The following is a 17590-nucleotide window of genomic DNA, read 5'->3' as shown; positions in this document are numbered from 1 at the left end:
AAAAAATGAAACATGATTTAAAAAATTTATTAAAACCATGGATAAACATAATACGCACATATAAAATAACAGGGATAACATCAGATAGTCGAAAGGTAACTTCGGGATATTTATTTTGTGCATTACAAGGTACCAAATGTCATGGAAAAATCTTTATTAAAAAATCTATAAAGAACGGAGCAATAGCTATTCTCTGTGAAACCAAACAAATCAAGTACCACGGATATATAACATACACAGAAAAAAAAATTCCTATAATTTATTTTTTTGAATTATCTCAATATTTATTTAAGATATCAAGTAGATATTATAAAATAAACGAAATGCTAACACTCATCGGAATTACTGGAACTAACGGAAAAAGTACTGTAGCTCATATGATTGCTCAATGGAGCAATTTATTAAATCATAAAATAGGAATTATGGGAACTTTAGGAAATGGAACTTACAATAATCTAAAACCATCTAAAAATACAACTGAATCTCCCATAAATATACAAAAATTTTTAAAAAAAATGTCAATAGACAATATTAGAACGATTGTTATGGAAGTTTCTTCACACGGAATTATACAAAATAGAGTATCACACCTATATTTCTCGATTGCGATACTTACAAATATTACATCAGATCACTTAGACTATCACAAGACTATAGAAAACTACATACAAGCAAAATGGACTTTTTTTTCTCAAAATAACATCAAAACATTTATAATTAATATAAATGACACAATTGGAAAAATTTGGACCGAGAAATTACCTAAACACAACACTATCGTTATAAGTATCAAACAACAATTTAACTATTCATCTTTTAAACAATGGATATACGCAAACTATATCATACATGAAAAAGATTATACTTACATTTATTTTAAATCTAGTTGGGGAAATGGATTGCTCAAAAACAAACTAATTGGATATTTTAACATTAGTAATTTACTATTAGCTTTTGCTACACTATTAGAATTAGGACATTCACTATCTCACTTAATTAATACATGTAAAAACATAACAACTGTTTTTGGACGCATGCAGCTTTTTAAAGCTCCGAGAACACCATATATTATTATTGATTATGCACATAACGAAAATGCCCTAAAAAACGTATTAAAAACCGTTCGCAAAATGTGTCATCACAATAAAATATGGTGTGTCTTTGGATGTGGAGGAAATAGAGATAAATTAAAACGATTTTTTATGGGACAAACTGCCAAAAAAATAGCAAATAAAATCATTTTAACTAATGATAATCCAAGATACGAAAAACCAATAGAAATCGTCAAAGACATTATAAAAGGATGTAAAAACAAAAAAAATATATATGTCATATTAGATAGAGAAAAAGCAATTAACTTTGCTGTAATCAATGCTAAAATATGCGATTACATTGTAATATTAGGGAAAGGTCATGAACAGTATCAAATTGTAAAAAATAAATCTTATTATTTTTCTGACCATAACATAGTTAAAAAACTACTGGAAAATAAGTATGATTCCGATATCTATTAATCAATTATGTACGATTACAAGTGGAACTTTATTTAACAAAAATTTTTTAAAAAAAAATAATTTAATCTTTCATGCTATTAGCACCGATTCACGAAAAATTACTCCACAATGTTTGTTCATTGCTTTAATCGGAAAAAACTTTGACGCACACAACTACGCATATGAAGCAATGATAAAAGGAGCGACTACAATATTATTAGAACGCAAACTTGAAATACAGATACCACAAATAATCGTAAAAAGTACTATTATAGCTTTAGGAAAAATAGCATCATGGATTAGAACAAAAAGTACTGCTAAAATTATTGCATTAACTGGGTCTTCTGGAAAAACATCTGTAAAAGAAATAACTGCTTCTATATTACAATACTGTGGTAATACTTTATCAACTTTTAAAAACTTAAATAACAATATTGGCGTTCCATTAACTTTATTAAATCTTGATCCATTACACAAATATGCTGTTATTGAAATTGGTGCTAATCATCCAAAAGAAATTTTATACACAACACAACTAACAAATCCTAATATTGCATTAATAAATAACATTCATCATGCACATTTAAGTGGATTTAAATCATTATTTGGCGTATCAAAAGAAAAACAAGCAATTTGTTCTGGACTATCACAAACTGGTACAGCTATATTTAATGCAGATAGCCACCATTGGTCAAAATGGAAAAAAAATGTAAAAAATAGAAATATAGTTTGGTTTTCAATAAAAAAAAAGTCAATTGTTTTGCAAGCAATATCATTCTTAATAATCGAGGTTCTACCTTTATACTACATTCTCCATATGGGAAAACAAATATTACTTTACCTTTACTAGGATTTCATAACATTTCCAATGCTTTAGCTGCAGCCGCTATAGCAATAACATTGAAAATTCCGCTTAAATTTATTCAACTTGGATTATCTAATGTTCCTATATTTCATGGAAGATTAGAAATAATTAAACTCAACAAGCATAAAACTATCATCAATGATACTTACAACGCTAACGTCGCATCAATGGTGGCAGCAATAAAAGTATTAGAAAATATGCCAGGTTACAAAATTTTTGTTGCTGGTGATATGTCTGAATTAGGAAAAACAAGTATTGCATATCATAAGATAATTGGAAACATCATCTACATTTCTAAAATAAACGAAACAATGAGTATTGGAAATTTAAGCAAAGAGATCAGTGTCAATAGTAAAAAAGGAAATCATTACACTTCTTTTAATACATTAATCAGTAGTTTAAACAAAAGAATTGTTATGCATCACAAAATAACAATTTTGATTAAAGGCTCTAGAAGCGAAAATTTAGAAAAAATAGTAGAAAAACTAATTCAGGAATGTGATTATGATCGTACTCATTATTAAATATTATTCTCTTATACATTTCAATAAACTATCATATTTAATATATCGTTCTATTATTAGCTTATTAACATCATTTATTTTTTTTTTTGATATTAGGACCATGTTTAATTAAATTTTTTAAAAAACACCAAATTTATCAAATTACTAGAAATTATAACTCAAACATACGCTACCAAAAAAAAAATGTACCCACTATGGGAGGAATACTTATACTACTTTCTATCATTATATCTGTTTTATTATGGTCAGATTTATCAAACATATATATTTGGTATACAATAATAATCTTAGTAGGATTTGGAACAATAGGATTTATAGATGATTATAAAAAAATTTATTTTAAAACGTTTGTAGGCTTAAAACCTCAATCAAAAATTCTTTTTCTATCTATAATTTCTATCTTTCTTATTATCCTAATTCATCGAAACAACTACAGCAATTGTATTATTCAATTAATATTTCCAATTAAAGAAAATGTTACAATAAACGCAGGAATAATATATATACTTTTATCATATTTTATATTAGTAGGTTCCAGTAATGCTGTAAACTTAACGGATGGATTGGATGGATTAGCAATTGTTCCCATTCTTTTTGTAACTATGGGGTTGTATCTATTGTCATTTATCTCCGGAAACATACATTGTTCCAAATATTTCAATATCATGTATATACGTCATATCAATGAACTAACTATTTTTTGTTCTTCCATTATAGGATCAGGATTAGGATTTTTATGGTTTAATACTTATCCAGCAAAAATATTTATGGGAGATGTTGGATCTCTTCCTCTAGGAGGAATATTAGGAATAATAGCAATATTATTGCACCAAGAAATCATATTTTTTATTATGAGTGGAATTTTTGTAATTGAAACCCTTTCAGTTATCATTCAAGTAACATATTTTAAAATAAGAAAAAGAAGAATATTTAAAATGACACCTATCCATCATCACTACGAACTAATAGGCTGCCCAGAACCAAGATTAATAACAAGATTTTGGATAATTTCTTTAATATTCATGTTATTAGGACTTACATCTATATTTAAGGTTAATTAAAATGTATAACTATCATAAAAAAAAATATTAATACTTGGGATGGGGATAACGGGAATTACGTGCCTTCAATTCTTCATGTCAAGAAAAATCTATCCAAAAATAATGGATTTTAATACATGTCCAAAATATATCCATTATATAAAAAAACTCAAAAACATAAGTTACCATATAGATTCAGTAAATTACAAATGGATTGAAGAATCTAATTTAATTATTATAAGCCCTGGAATAGCATTATCTCATCCAGCACTAACATATGCTCATAAAAGAGGTATTGAAATTATTGGAGATATAGAACTGTTTGTTAGAGAAACTAACGTTCCAATTATTGCTATTACTGGCTCTAATGGAAAAAGTACAGTAACAATGATGGTCAATAACATACTAAAATTAGCTGGATTTAAAGTATATATAGGCGGAAACATTGGAATCCCTGCATTAAACATACTTAATTGTCATGCAGAAATATATATATTAGAATTATCTAGTTTTCAATTAGAAACAACTTTTAGCTTAAAAGCTGAAATTGCTATTGTACTCAACATAAGTGCTGATCATATGGACAGATATCCATTAGGTATTACCGAATATGCAAAAAAAAAATTAACAATATATAATAATGCTAAATTGTCTATTCTGAATTTAGAAGATAATTTATCATTTAATACAAATATTAAAAAACAACCTCATATTACATTTGGAATTAATAAAGGACAATACAACTTAAAAAAAATACAGAATAGAACGTGGTTATGTCATAAATCAAAAAAACTACTAAATACCGCAACAATGTTAATATCAGGTCAACACAATTATATAAATGCACTATCTGCATTATCAATAGTTCACAATTTTAAAATTAGTATTAAAATTAGAATGCAAGCACTACAACAATTTTTAGGATTACCTCATCGATTTCAATTAGTATATAAAAAAAATAACGTAGCATGGATCAATGATTCTAAATCTACAAATATTGGAAGTACAAAATCAGCTATTAACAATACACTGTCAAATACAAAAGGAAAGATAAGATTAATATTAGGTGGAGATGGAAAACTAGCCGATTTTTCTTTATTAACACCTTGTCTAAAACATAAAAAAATAATTATTTATTGCTACGGAAAAAGTCAAAAAATGCTTTTTCAATTGTGTCCTGAAAAATCTATATGCTTAAATACATTAAAAAATGTAGTACATTTTATAAAAAAAATAGTACAACCGGAAGATGTAGTATTATTTTCTCCTGCTTGTAGTAGTTTGGACCAATTTTCTAATTTTGAAGAACGTGGTAACGTTTTCATCAAATTAATAAAAGAGCTATATTAATGAAATTTAAAAATTTACTACTAAAAGAAACAAATAATACTCTAAAAAAAAACAAAATACAACGTTTGTTTTAAGAGAACTATATGATCCTAAACTAGTATGGTGCACTATAATCCTACTATTAATTGGATTAGTTATGATAACTTCTTCATCTATGCCAACAGCCAGTCATATATATGGAGATTTATTTTTCTTTACAAAAAAACAAATTTTGTATTTAATAATAGCATTATTTCTAATGAACATATTTCTTCAAATACCTATATTTTTTTGGAAAAAACATAATATTAAAATTTTTTTAATTTCTATTATTATGTTATTACTAGTTTTAGTAATAGGTGTTCCGATCAATGGTTCTTTTAGATGGATCAAAATAAGCTTTATACATATACAACCAGCTGAATTTTCTAAACTTGCTGTATTTTGCTATTTATCTAGTTATTTGTCGCGAAAACGTTTTGAAATTATCAATAGTTTTTTAGGCTTCATGAAGCTTATAAGAATAATATGTATTATATCAATACTTTTATTAATAGAACCAGACTTAGGAACAGTTACCATATATATTATAACAACATTATCCCTATTATTTATTATTGGAATACAAATTTGGAAGTTTATACCTATTATACTTATAAGCATGTCTATAATTATTACGTTAATAATAATTACACCTTATCGTAACGAACGCATACTTTCTTTTTGGAATCCTTGGAAAGACCCATTTGGAACAGGTTATCAAATAACACAATCCTTAATGGCTTTAGGAAGAGGAAATTTATTCGGAACTGGATTAGGGCATTCTATTCAAAAATTAGAATATTTACCTGAAGCCCATACTGATTTTATTTTTTCAATCATTGGTGAAGAACTAGGATATGTTGGATCTTGTATCACATTATTTATAATATTATTTATTTCTTTACGAGCACTACGTATTGGAAAACAAGCAATACAAAATAACGATACTTTCTCTGGTTATTTCGCATTTTCAATCGGGATTTGGCTGACTTCTCAAACATTAATTAATATTGGTACTACTGTTGGAATATTACCAACTAAAGGTTTAACTTTACCATTAATTAGTTACGGAGGATCTAGTTTAATAATTATTTCTATTTCTATCGCTATATTATTACGCATAGATTTTGAGACAAAAATAAAAGACAAATTCTATAAAGGCTACAAATGAACAAAAAAACAATAATAATTATGGCAGGGGGTACTTGTGGGCATATTTTTCCTGGATTAATCATTGCTCATACATTGATAAAAAAAGGGTGGAACGTATCCTGGTTAGGAACATCAAACCGTATCGAATCTAAAATCATTCCCAAAAATAAAATTCCTATTCAATTTATCAATATAAACGTAACAAAAAAAAATTTTTTTAGCTTGATTAAACTTCCGTTTCAAATGATACGTGCTTGCTACCAAGCTAAATTAATTATAAAACAAATAAATCCCGATGTAATACTAGGAATGGGAGGATATATCTCTCTTCCAGGAGGATTAATATCTTTTTTTTGCAAAATACCATTGTTAATTCATGAACAAAACAGAGTCATGGGGTTATCTAATACAATATTATCTAAATTATCCACTACAGTAATGCAAGCATTTCCAGAAACGATATTACATGCAAAAACCGTGGGGAATCCATTAAGACAAGAAATCATTAATTTGCCAAATCCTATTTCCCGTTTTAAAGGAAGAACAGGACCAATTAGAATTCTGGTTGTTGGAGGTACTCAGGGATGCAGAACTTTTAATTCTATACTGCCTAAAGTAGCTTACGTTCTAAAAAATAAAATTGTTGTTTGGCATCAAATAGGAAAACAAAACACATATGAAACATTAAAATATTATAAAAAATTTAAGCTGAATCCATACAAAATAACCTCTTTCATAGAAAATATTGCCGAAGCATATAACTGGGCTGATATGATTATTTGTCGTTCCGGAGCTATTACAGTAAGTGAAATTCAATATATTGGTTTACCAGCCATATTTGTTCCATTTCCTCATAAAGATAAACATCAATATTGGAATGCATATCCACTAACACTTTTAGGAGGAGCGATAATAGTAGAACAAAATTTTTTTAATGCTAAAAAAATAATTAAAATCTTAGAAAAAATAAATAGGAAAAAAATTATTGTTATGTCTAGAAAACTATATTCACGTTCTAATACTAATTCTGTAAGAGATATTACTAATATAATTGAAAATACAACTCATATATACTAAAGCACTAATTTTACTAAAAATGATTTTACATAATAATTTTATGAAAAAAAATAAAAAAAAATATAATACAATTATTACTAAAACACATCACATAAATCATATACACTTCGTAGGGATTGGCGGTATAGGCATGAGTGGAATAGCTGAAGTATTGTTAAAACAAGGCTATAAAATCAGTGGTTCTGATTTAATATCTACTAATATTACAAAAAGATTAATTGCCTTAGGAGCAAAAATATACTTTAATCACTCCAAAAAAAATATTAAAAATGCAAACATTATAGTAATGTCTAACGCAATTTCATCACACAATCCTGAAATTACACATGCTAACATTCTAAAAATTCCTGTAATAAAAAGAGGTGAAATGCTTGCAGAAATAACACGATATAAATATGGAATAGCAGTATCTGGAACGCACGGAAAAACTACCACTACTGCACTAATTTTTAGTATACTCTTGGAAAGTAACTTAGATCCAACACTCATAAATGGAGGACTCGTAAAATCAATAAATAATAGTGCTAAATTAGGCAATAGTCCTTACTATATTATAGAAGCAGACGAAAGTGATGCTTCTTTTTTATATTTAACACCAGTTGTAAGCATATTAACCAATATTGATAATGATCATTTAGAAAATTATCATGAAAACTTTGACAATATTAAATCGGCTTTCATAAAATTTGTTCAAAATATTCCTTCTTACGGTACAGCTATCATCTGCATAGATGACAAAAACATAAGAAAAATCATTTCATCAATAAATTGCAACATTATCACTTACGGATTTAGTACAGATTCTGATGTACGTATCGAAAAATATACACAAAACAAGTTTTCTAGTCATTTTGTAATAACTAGACCATATAAACCACAATTAGATATAATTTTAAACATGCCAGGTATACATAATGCTCTTAATGCAACAGCAGCGATAGCTACTGCAACTCAAGAAAACATCAATGATGTTAATATTCTCAAATCATTAAAAAATTTTAAAGGTATTGAACGAAGATTTGAATTATGTGGAAATTTCTTAATAAAAAAATCGCCGAATATATATAATGTGATTACTATTATAAAAGATTATGGACATCATCCTAAAGAAATTTCTTCTAGCATCAATACTGCTAGATCCGGATGGCCAAAAACCAAATTATTAATGATCTTTCAGCCTCATAAGTATACAAGAACTTATTATCTATTCGAACAATTTAAAAATGTGCTACTAAAAGTAGACGAATTATTTATTTTAAAAGTTTATCCAGCTAATGAACATGCAATTCCTGGAACAGATAGTCTCACTTTATACAACGAACTCTGCAAATATAAAAAAAAATCAATCACTTTAATATCTAATTACAATGATATGTTTACGATACTCATAAAAAAATTATCAAGAAATAATATACTTTTGATACAAGGTGCTGGAAACGTAGATATTATAGTAGATAATCATGTTATTAAAAATTTTAAAAAATTAAATAAGAAACAATTTTTATGTTCGAAAAAATAGCGATACTATTCGGTGGTACGTCAAAAGAAAGACATATATCCTTACTATCCGGAAATAACATATTAGAAAATTTGTTAAAATCTAAGATAAATGCATATCCTATAGATACAAAATATTTTCCTATCTCTCAATTATCTAATCAAGGATTTAAAAAAGCGTTTATTGCCCTTCATGGAAAAGAAGGAGAAAATGGGACCGTACAAGGATTATTAACATATTTAAACATTACATATACAGGAAGTAAAATTTTGCCATCAGCCATTGCAATCGATAAGCTGAGAACAAAATTATTATGGCACAGCGTTAATTTACCAATTATTCCTTATTATTTTATTAATATCAAAAAGTTTAAAACAATTTCTAAAGAAAAACTTAAAAATAATGTCCTTCCATTAGGACTGCCTTTAATTGTTAAACCAAATACTGAAGGATCTAGTATCGGAATATCTTTAATTTATTCATACAACTACTTATATAATGCATGCATGAAAGCATTTCGATATGATAATGATATACTCATCGAAAAATTTATTTCTGGATCAGAATATTCAGTAGGAATTCTCAAAAATGTAATTCTTCCATCTATTCGTATACATTATAAAAACACTTTTTATGATTACGAATCTAAATATATATCTAAAGAAACACAATATTTTTGCCCAAGTGGATTAAAAAAAAACCAAGAAATAGAACTAAATAAAATGATAAAAATAGCCTGGAACATTCTCGGATGTACAGGATGGGGAAGAATTGACGTAATAATGGATAATTATGATAAGTTTTGGTTATTAGAAATAAATACATGTCCAGGTATGACTAAACATAGTTTGATGCCAATAGCTGCCAAACAAGCCGGAATATCTTTGAAATCATTAATTTTAAAAATTTTACAGTCAGCTAACTAAAAAAATATTTTTAAAAATAAAATATAAAAAATGAAACATATACTACATCACAAAAAAACATTAATGTTAATAAAATGCATAATAATACTGGTTTTAATCATCTTTATTATAATTAATAGTTTTATACTTATACAATCATCACAAAGTTTGTCTAATAAAAAAATATCTAGCTTAACAATTACAGGAAAATTTTACTATTTAAACAGAAAAAATATTAAAGATCTCATTTTATCTTTACAAAAACCATGTAATTTTTTCTCTCAGTATGATACGTTCATACAACATCAACTAATAAAATTTCCTTTTATAAAAACAGTTATAATAAAAAAAAAATGGCCTAACAAATTGTTTATTCATATCACAGGTACAATTCCTATTGCATATTGGAATGACAAGTATATATTAAGCGACCAAGGAACAATACATAATATTACAAAAAAAAAAATAAATATCAGTAACATTCCTCATTTTTATGGATCATACAATAGTAAAATTGAAATTTTAAATCATTATAATATAATAAACAACATATTAAAAAATAACCATATTGTATTAACATCTATTACAGTAACACATCAACATTTATGGAAATTATTTGTAGAAAATCATATTGAAATAATCCTGGGAAGAATAAAAAATATCACACAACTAAAAAAATTGGTAAATATCTGGAAGATTTTAAAAAAAGAAGAAAAAATAAAAATAAAAACAATAAAATATATTGACTTAAGGTACGAATCAGGTATAGCAATAGCATGGAAGTAATAAATACAGGCTAAAACTATGATCAAAAAAAAAGATAGAAATTTAATAGTTGGATTAGAAATTGGAACTACTAAAGTAATTACTTTAGTAGGAGAAATATTAATAGATGGTATTATTAACGTTATTGGAATAGGTATTTGTACTTCATATGGAATAAACAAAGGAATAATAAATGACCTAAAATCAATTATAAAATGTATTAAAAAATCTATCAATCAAGCTGAGAACATGGCGGACTGTAAAATTTCTTCTATATATTTAGCACTATCTAATAAATATATTAATTGCCAAAATGAAATAGGAATAGTTCCTATATCTGAACATGAAGTTACTATGGAAGATATAAATAATGTAATCCACACAGCACGATGTGTACGAATACATAATGAACGTCACATTTTGCATATTATTCCTCAAGAATACTCTATTGATGAACATTCAGGAATCAAAAATCCAATTGGATTATCTGGGACAAGAATGCAAGCACAAGTTCATCTAATCACATGCCATACTGAAACAAAAAATAATGTTATTAAAGCGATAGAAGCATGTGGATTAAAAATAAATCATGTCGTCTTTTCAGGACTTGCCTCTAGCAAAGCAATATTGACACAAGATGAATGCCAATTAGGTGTATGCATGGCAGACATTGGCGGGGGAACTATAGATATTGCTATGTATTCAAATGGTATACTACAACATAGTTGTGTTATTCCGTATGCTGGAAATTCTGTAACAAATGACATATCTTATGCGTTTAATATACCTTTTAAAAAAGCTGAAGACATAAAAATCCGATACGAACATAAAGAAACGCCTACTGCAACAAAAACATGTAAACAAATTGAAGCACCTAATATTCATAATAAACTTATTAAAACATTCAAACAAGACACATTAACCGAAGTCATTGAAGCAAGATACATCGAATTACTAAGTTTAATAAATAAAAAAATATTAAGCATACAAAACAATACTAAAATGTCAAAAAACTATCATAAACTTGGCGCAGGGATAGTTTTTACTGGTGGAGCTTCTAAAATAAAATTGTTAAAACATAACGCTAAAAATATTTTTAAAATGCCCATAAGAATAGGTATACCAAAAAACATTAGTAGCTTAATAAATAATATTGAAAGTGTAAACTATTCTACTGTAGTAGGATTACTACATTATGGAAAAGAACACATTCAAAGTTTTAAAAAAAATAATGAGTCTAAAAATTTCTTCAAAAAATGGTTTCAGTCTATTAACAGCTGGATAAAAAAAGAACTTTAATAATATAAACACAAACAATGGATACAAATTTATGTTTGAACCTGTAGAAAAAAATAACGATGCAATTATTAGAGTAGTCGGTATAGGAGGAGGAGGAGGAAACGCAGTAGAACACATGGTTCGAGAACAAATAGAAGGCGTAGAATTTTTCGCTATTAATACCGATACACAAGCATTGCGTAAAATAGAAGTTGGAACAACTATACAAATCGGAAATCATATTACAAAAGGATTAGGAGCTGGAGCTAATCCTATAATAGGAAAAAACGCAGCTGAAGAAGACCGAGAAAATCTAAAATCAACGTTAGAAGGTGCAGACATGGTTTTTATAGCAGCTGGAATGGGAGGAGGAACAGGCACAGGTGCAGCTCCAGTTATCGCGGAAATTACAAAAGAACTAGGCATATTGACAGTTGCCGTAGTGACAAAACCATTCAATTTCGAAGGAAAAAAAAGAATGGCTTATGCAGATCAAGGTATCAAAGAACTATCAAAATATGTTGATTCACTGATTACTATTCCTAATGATAAATTATTGAAAGTGTTAAATAAAGGAATTTCTTTATTAGATGCCTTCAGTTCAGCAAACAACATCTTAAAAGGAGCAGTACAAGGAATAGCGGAGCTCATAACTAAACCTGGTTTAATTAACGTAGACTTTGCTGATATACGTACTGTAATGTCTGAAATGGGGTATGCTATGATGGGAACTGGAATTTCTTCTGGAGACAATAGAGCTAAAGAAGCAGCAGAAATTGCTATTTCTAGCCCACTTTTAGAAGATATCGATTTGTCCGGAGCACAAGGAGTACTAGTCAACATTACTTCTGGATTCAACATGAAATTAGATGAATTTGAAACTGTAGGAAATATTATTCGATCTTTCTCGTCAGATAATGCTACTGTGGTAATTGGAACATCTTTAGATACAGACATGAACGATACACTTCGTGTAACAGTAGTAGCTACAGGCATTGGAATAGAAAAACCATCTATGGATGTGTACCTTTCAAAAAACATGTATTCAAATAAATCATTACTTAAATTTGAACAAAAACAGCATGAATCTTTCGATATTGAAAATCAAACTATAGAAGCTAAAAAACAAAAAATTAATAATGATTTTGACACATTGCTAAAAAGAAACAACACCAATTATTTAGATATTCCCACTTTTTTAAGAAGAAAATCTAAATAAAAATCTTTTTAACAATATTAATTGTATAAACTAAAAAATTAAAATATTAAATTATATTAAATGAAAAAGAACTCAAACGCATTATTTTATACGAAAATTCAAAAATCTATATTAAATATACAAAACATACTTTATATTTACTCTTGCATATTAAAAATTTTTTAAATGCTTAAGAAAAGCTATAAAATATTTTTAATGTTTTAGGAATGCATTATGATCAATCAAATTAAGTTGCCTCTATCTTTTTCTAATGCAGCAATTAAACAAATAAATCGAGTTACTAAAAAAGAAAATATCTCTAATATGAAATTAAGAATTTATATTACTGGAGGTGGATGTAGTGGTTTTCAATATAATTTTAAATTTGACAATAATAAACACAACGATGACATAATAATTACTCAATTAGGAGTATCTATTATCGTTGATCCTATTAGTATTCAATACTTAATAGGAGGCAAAATAGACTATAAAGAAGACCTGAATGGATCAAAATTTATTATTTCTAATCCTAAAGCAAAAACTACTTGCGGATGCGGAGCTTCATTTAGCATTTAACAAATACTGATCATTAATGAATATTTTAATATGAACAAGACAAAAATTAAAAAAGATGACACAATTGGAATTATTGGAGCTTTAGAACAAGAAATTATCTATCTATATAAAAATATTCAACATCTCAAAACAAAAAAACTTTACAATTACATATTGTGTACAGGAAAATTAAATAAAATAAATATCGTACTAATCAAATCAGGTATAGGAAAAGTTTCAGCTAGCATAGCTAGTGCTATATTATTACACTTCTATAAAATAGATTTAATTATTAATATTGGCACAGCTGGAAGCTTGCAAACAAAATTAATTCCTGGAAGTATAATATTTCCTCATAGTACATGCTACTATGACGTTAACCTCACTACTTTTGGTTACAGTTTAGGACAAATACCAAATTTTCCTAAATTATTTTTAGCAAACAACTATATGATGCAATTAGCCGAAAAGTACACATTGCAATCTAGAATGAATCATAAAAAAAACCTTATAATCAGCGGAGATTTATTCATTAATAAAAAAACATTCCAAAATACTTTAAAAAAAAAATTTCCTACAGCAATTGCTGTAGATATGGAATCCACAGCGATTGCTCAAGCATGTTATCAATTTAAAAAACCTTTCTTAATTATCAAATATATATCCGACTTTTCAGATGAACGTGCTTCATTAAACTTTAAAAAATTTGTCAATTTAGCATCTAAAAAATTATTGAATGTTATCCAACATTTATTAGACAGTTTGTGTAAAACTACATGATAACCAAAAAAATATTAATCGTAATCTTAAGTAATATATTCAATATAAGATATGTTTTTTAAAAAATATAATTAATATGTATTTCTTTTTACTTTATTATAAAATTGCTACATAAATATTGGATTTAAATTAAACTGAATTTAACTCATTGATATTAAAATCATATTATAATAATAAAATATTTATTATGTAGCTCTTTTGTATACTAAACGTTACAAAATATTGTTTTCATAATATAAAAACATTTAATTGATAGATTCAATATCATTTTTTTTCAAATTTATCATGTCAGTAATAGTACCTTGAAAAATTTGAGCAGATAAACTTATAGATTCATATAAAGTAGGATGCGCATGTATGGTTAACGCTATATCTTCTACATCACAACCCATTTCAATTGCTAGTCCAATTTCTCCTAACAATTCACCAGCGTTATTTCCAATTACAGACCCACCTATAATTTTTTTTGTTTTTATATCAAAAATTAATTTAGTCATACCATGAGAATAATTGGAAGATATCGCTCGACCTAAAGCACTCCACGGAAAAGTTGAAACTTCATATGCTAAATTATTTTTAATCGCTTCTTGTTCTGTTACTCCCACCCAAGCAATTTCTGGATCAGTATATAATATACACGGAATTACATAAGGATTAAAATAATGATTTTTTCCAGCAATAATTTCAGCTACTATATGTCCTTGATGAATACCTTTATGTGCTAACATTGGTTGACCTATAATATCTCCCACAGCATATACGTTAGATACATTTGTGCATAATTTCTCATTAACCTTGAGAAATCCATTACTATCAGTTTTTAATCCTATCTTATCAATATTTAATGAATCTAAATTAGGTACTCTTCCTACTGATACTAAAATAGCATCATATAATTTAACGTTCTGAATATTATTCTTTGAATTTTTTTCAACTAAAAAACCTTGCTCATTTGATGTAATTTTGCTAACTTCAGAATTTAAAAAAATATTAAAATCATCACGTACTGCGCTACAAAACATATTAATTATATCTCGATCTAAATGAGATAATAAATCGTGAGAATTATCTATAACATCTACTTGAGATCCTAATGAACTATAAATAGTAGCCATTTCTAAACCAATTATTCCTGAACCAATAATCAATAAATTACGCGGTATACTAGGAATAGACAAAGCAGAAGTAGAATCCCAAACTCTAGGATCATTAGAAGGAACATATGATAATTTTCTAGCATAAGAACCAACTGCTAAGATTACATTTTTAAACGAAATAATAACACTTTCTTTTTCTCCTTCAACTATAATGCTACTTTTACTTAAAAATTTAGCAACTCCAACAACAATTTCTACATTACGCTTTTTTGCCATATTCTTTATACCTAAACTAAGATCATTTATAACCTTATTCTTCCAATGACGTATTTTCTCGACATCAATAATAGGTTCTAAAAATTTTACACCTACGCGAGATAAATTCTTTGATTCTTTTATGACTTTAGCTATATGTAATAAAGACTTAGATGGAATGCAACCCACATTAAGACATACTCCACCTAAACTGTCGTATTGTTCTACTAAAATAGTTTCTAAACCTAAATCAGCACATCGAAATGCAGAAGAATACCCTGAAGGACCCGATCCAATAACTACAACTTGAACATGTATCTTTTTATATGACATATTTTACCTACTTTAAAAATTACTATATAACGTGATTATAATAAGATGTTTTAAATTAACTACAATAAAAGTTGTAATAAAATGTTAAATATAAAGTTACTAGCAAATTTATTCGATCTTATAGAATAATATTAAAATAACCTAAATCATAAGCAATCTAATATCTGATAACAACTTTTTAATACCAGTCATGAATCGAACTGCCTCTGCTCCATCAATAACACGATGATCATAAGATAATGATAACGGTAACATCAAACGTGGTTCAAATTCTTTCTTATTCCAATATGGTTTTATTAAAGCTTGAGATACACCTAAAATTGCCACTTCAGGATTATTTATAATAGGCGTAAATCCTGTTCCACCAATTCCACCTAAATTAGAAATCGTAAAACTTCCACCTGTCATATTAGAAATACTTAAAATCCCCAATTTAGACTTATTTGACAATGAATTCAATTCAATCGATAATTCTACTAAATCTTTATTATTAACATCTTTAATAACAGGAACTAATAATCCATTCTTAGTATCCACCGCAATTCCTATATTAATATGTTTATTTAATATCAACTTTTTCTTAGTATTAACGCATAAAACACTATTAAATTTAGGAAATTCCTTTAATAATTTTGCTACCACCTTCATTATAAATACTAAAATAGTTAATTTTGAACTAATATCTTCTTGACATAATCTAGAGTTATAATTTTTTCTAAATTCTTCCAGATCTGTAATATCTGATTCATCAAATTGTGTTACATGAGGAATAATTGACCAACTCTTAGACAAATTTTTACCAGATGCTATTTGTATATTTGTCAAACGTAATTCTTTAAATTGTTTAAGTTCATTAGAATCACTTTTAATACAGTCTGTTAAATTATTATCTTTTACAGCATAGTCGTCTTTCTGTTCTTTCAATACTTTTTTAGCATATAACATCACATCTTCTTTCAAAATTCGACCTTTTCTACCACTACCTACTATTTTCTTTAAATCAATATTTAATTGACGAGATAGTCTTCGAATAATAGGAGTTGCATGAACTAATACTTCTTTCTCATTACTACTTTCTGTTAGTGGCATGCGATTAAGAACACTCACTTTATTTTCAGATCCTACATCATTTAAATACACTTCTTGACTGTCATTTAATCCGTCTTGATCATTTAACAACACATCTAAAACAACAATAGATGAACCAGTTTTTACTTTTTGACCTACATGGACTAAAATCGATTTTATTACACCAGAACTCGTAGATGGAATTTCCATTGACACCTTTTCTCCTTCAATAGTTACTAAGGAATCATCTTGCTTCACCATATCCCCTATTTGCACTAAAATTTCAACTACTTCAACTACATCTACTCCAATATCAGGAATTTTCATTTCGAT

At 27.1% G+C, this 17590-nt stretch carries 15 protein-coding genes and 1 pseudogene; 14 read left to right on the top strand and 2 right to left on the bottom strand.

From position 1 onward, the window contains the following. The first annotated feature begins 5 nt into the window (after positions 1 to 5). From U0T58_01015 to U0T58_00950, 14 genes and pseudogenes are all read left to right on the top strand, one after another. On the top strand, positions 6 to 1514 hold the full coding sequence (locus U0T58_01015; GenBank protein XBC42478.1) for a UDP-N-acetylmuramoyl-L-alanyl-D-glutamate--2,6-diaminopimelate ligase: 1509 nt from the start codon (positions 6 to 8) through the stop codon (positions 1512 to 1514). Continuing rightward, a complete protein-coding gene (locus tag U0T58_01010; GenBank protein ID XBC42477.1) occupies positions 1495 to 2343 on the top strand; it encodes a Mur ligase family protein in 849 nt (282 codons plus the stop codon). The genes U0T58_01015 and U0T58_01010 overlap by 20 nt, the downstream gene beginning before the upstream one ends. Further along, positions 2265 to 2882 (top strand): cyanophycin synthetase, encoded by a 618-nt coding sequence (locus tag U0T58_01005; GenBank protein ID XBC42543.1) that lies wholly within the window; start codon positions 2265 to 2267, stop codon positions 2880 to 2882. Before U0T58_01010 ends, U0T58_01005 begins: the two co-directional genes overlap by 79 nt. Further along, a pseudogene (gene mraY / locus U0T58_01000) lies at positions 2863 to 3943 on the top strand (phospho-N-acetylmuramoyl-pentapeptide-transferase). Before U0T58_01005 ends, mraY begins: the two are co-directional and overlap by 20 nt. 75 nt (positions 3944 to 4018) lie before the next feature. Continuing rightward, positions 4019 to 5272: a UDP-N-acetylmuramoyl-L-alanine--D-glutamate ligase gene (murD, locus tag U0T58_00995; GenBank protein ID XBC42476.1), complete on the top strand. Its 1254-nt coding sequence runs from the start codon at positions 4019 to 4021 to the stop codon at positions 5270 to 5272. Between the two features lie 109 nt (positions 5273 to 5381). Beyond that, entirely contained in the window at positions 5382 to 6464 is a 1083-nt protein-coding gene (gene ftsW, locus U0T58_00990; GenBank protein ID XBC42542.1) for a putative lipid II flippase FtsW, read from the top strand. Next, a complete protein-coding gene (gene murG / locus U0T58_00985; protein XBC42475.1) occupies positions 6461 to 7522 on the top strand; it encodes an undecaprenyldiphospho-muramoylpentapeptide beta-N-acetylglucosaminyltransferase in 1062 nt (353 codons plus the stop codon). The genes ftsW and murG overlap by 4 nt, the downstream gene beginning before the upstream one ends. A gap of 130 nt (positions 7523 to 7652) precedes the next feature. Beyond that, complete coding sequence (gene murC / locus U0T58_00980; protein ID XBC42474.1) at positions 7653 to 9041, top strand: UDP-N-acetylmuramate--L-alanine ligase; 1389 nt, start codon at positions 7653 to 7655, stop codon at positions 9039 to 9041. Beyond that, positions 9026 to 9946, top strand: coding sequence for a D-alanine--D-alanine ligase (locus U0T58_00975; GenBank protein XBC42473.1), 921 nt, complete (start codon positions 9026 to 9028; stop codon positions 9944 to 9946). The genes murC and U0T58_00975 overlap by 16 nt, the downstream gene beginning before the upstream one ends. Before the next feature lie 147 nt (positions 9947 to 10093). Further along, a complete protein-coding gene (locus tag U0T58_00970; protein XBC42472.1) occupies positions 10094 to 10711 on the top strand; it encodes a cell division protein FtsQ/DivIB in 618 nt (205 codons plus the stop codon). 18 nt (positions 10712 to 10729) lie between these two features. Beyond that, positions 10730 to 11989, top strand: coding sequence for a cell division protein FtsA (gene ftsA / locus U0T58_00965; protein ID XBC42471.1), 1260 nt, complete (start codon positions 10730 to 10732; stop codon positions 11987 to 11989). Between the two features lie 31 nt (positions 11990 to 12020). Then, a complete protein-coding gene (ftsZ, locus tag U0T58_00960; GenBank protein ID XBC42470.1) occupies positions 12021 to 13187 on the top strand; it encodes a cell division protein FtsZ in 1167 nt (388 codons plus the stop codon). 213 nt (positions 13188 to 13400) lie between these two features. Next, entirely contained in the window at positions 13401 to 13745 is a 345-nt protein-coding gene (gene erpA / locus U0T58_00955) for an iron-sulfur cluster insertion protein ErpA (protein ID XBC42469.1), read from the top strand. Positions 13746 to 13775: 30 nt separating this feature from the next. Further along, positions 13776 to 14504, top strand: a complete 729-nt coding sequence (locus tag U0T58_00950; protein ID XBC42468.1) for a 5'-methylthioadenosine/adenosylhomocysteine nucleosidase — start codon at positions 13776 to 13778, stop codon at positions 14502 to 14504. A 245-nt stretch (positions 14505 to 14749) separates the two neighbouring features. Here the strand turns inward: U0T58_00950 and lpdA are convergent, their stop codons facing one another. Both lpdA and U0T58_00940 read right to left on the bottom strand, forming a co-directional pair. Continuing rightward, positions 14750 to 16189, bottom strand: coding sequence for a dihydrolipoyl dehydrogenase (gene lpdA / locus U0T58_00945; GenBank protein XBC42467.1), 1440 nt, complete (start codon positions 16187 to 16189; stop codon positions 14750 to 14752). 141 nt (positions 16190 to 16330) lie between these two features. Then, positions 16331 to 17584, bottom strand: a complete 1254-nt coding sequence (locus tag U0T58_00940; protein XBC42466.1) for a 2-oxo acid dehydrogenase subunit E2 — start codon at positions 17582 to 17584, stop codon at positions 16331 to 16333. Positions 17585 to 17590 lie beyond the last annotated feature (6 nt).

Source organism: Buchnera aphidicola (Meitanaphis elongallis), assembly GCA_039830015.1.
Taxonomy (GTDB): domain Bacteria; phylum Pseudomonadota; class Gammaproteobacteria; order Enterobacterales; family Enterobacteriaceae; genus Buchnera_B; species Buchnera_B aphidicola_AU.
This window is presented reverse-complemented; position numbering and strand designations above follow the sequence as displayed.

Bases quoted from the DNA above. Each gene is read 5' to 3' on its own strand.
- U0T58_01015 (XBC42478.1), top strand. From the start codon at position 6: ATGAAACATGATTTAAAAAATTTATTAAAACCATGGATAAACATAATA.
- U0T58_01010 (XBC42477.1), top strand. From the start codon at position 1,495: ATGATTCCGATATCTATTAATCAATTATGTACGATTACAAGTGGAACT.
- murD (XBC42476.1), top strand. From the start codon at position 4,019: ATGTCAAGAAAAATCTATCCAAAAATAATGGATTTTAATACATGTCCA.
- murG (XBC42475.1), top strand. From the start codon at position 6,461: ATGAACAAAAAAACAATAATAATTATGGCAGGGGGTACTTGTGGGCAT.
- murC (XBC42474.1), top strand. From the start codon at position 7,653: ATGAGTGGAATAGCTGAAGTATTGTTAAAACAAGGCTATAAAATCAGT.
- U0T58_00975 (XBC42473.1), top strand. From the start codon at position 9,026: ATGTTCGAAAAAATAGCGATACTATTCGGTGGTACGTCAAAAGAAAGA.
- ftsA (XBC42471.1), top strand. From the start codon at position 10,730: ATGATCAAAAAAAAAGATAGAAATTTAATAGTTGGATTAGAAATTGGA.
- ftsZ (XBC42470.1), top strand. From the start codon at position 12,021: ATGTTTGAACCTGTAGAAAAAAATAACGATGCAATTATTAGAGTAGTC.
- erpA (XBC42469.1), top strand. From the start codon at position 13,401: ATGATCAATCAAATTAAGTTGCCTCTATCTTTTTCTAATGCAGCAATT.
- U0T58_00950 (XBC42468.1), top strand. From the start codon at position 13,776: ATGAACAAGACAAAAATTAAAAAAGATGACACAATTGGAATTATTGGA.
- lpdA (XBC42467.1), bottom strand. From the start codon at position 16,189: ATGTCATATAAAAAGATACATGTTCAAGTTGTAGTTATTGGATCGGGT.
- U0T58_00940 (XBC42466.1), bottom strand. From the start codon at position 17,584: ATGAAAATTCCTGATATTGGAGTAGATGTAGTTGAAGTAGTTGAAATT.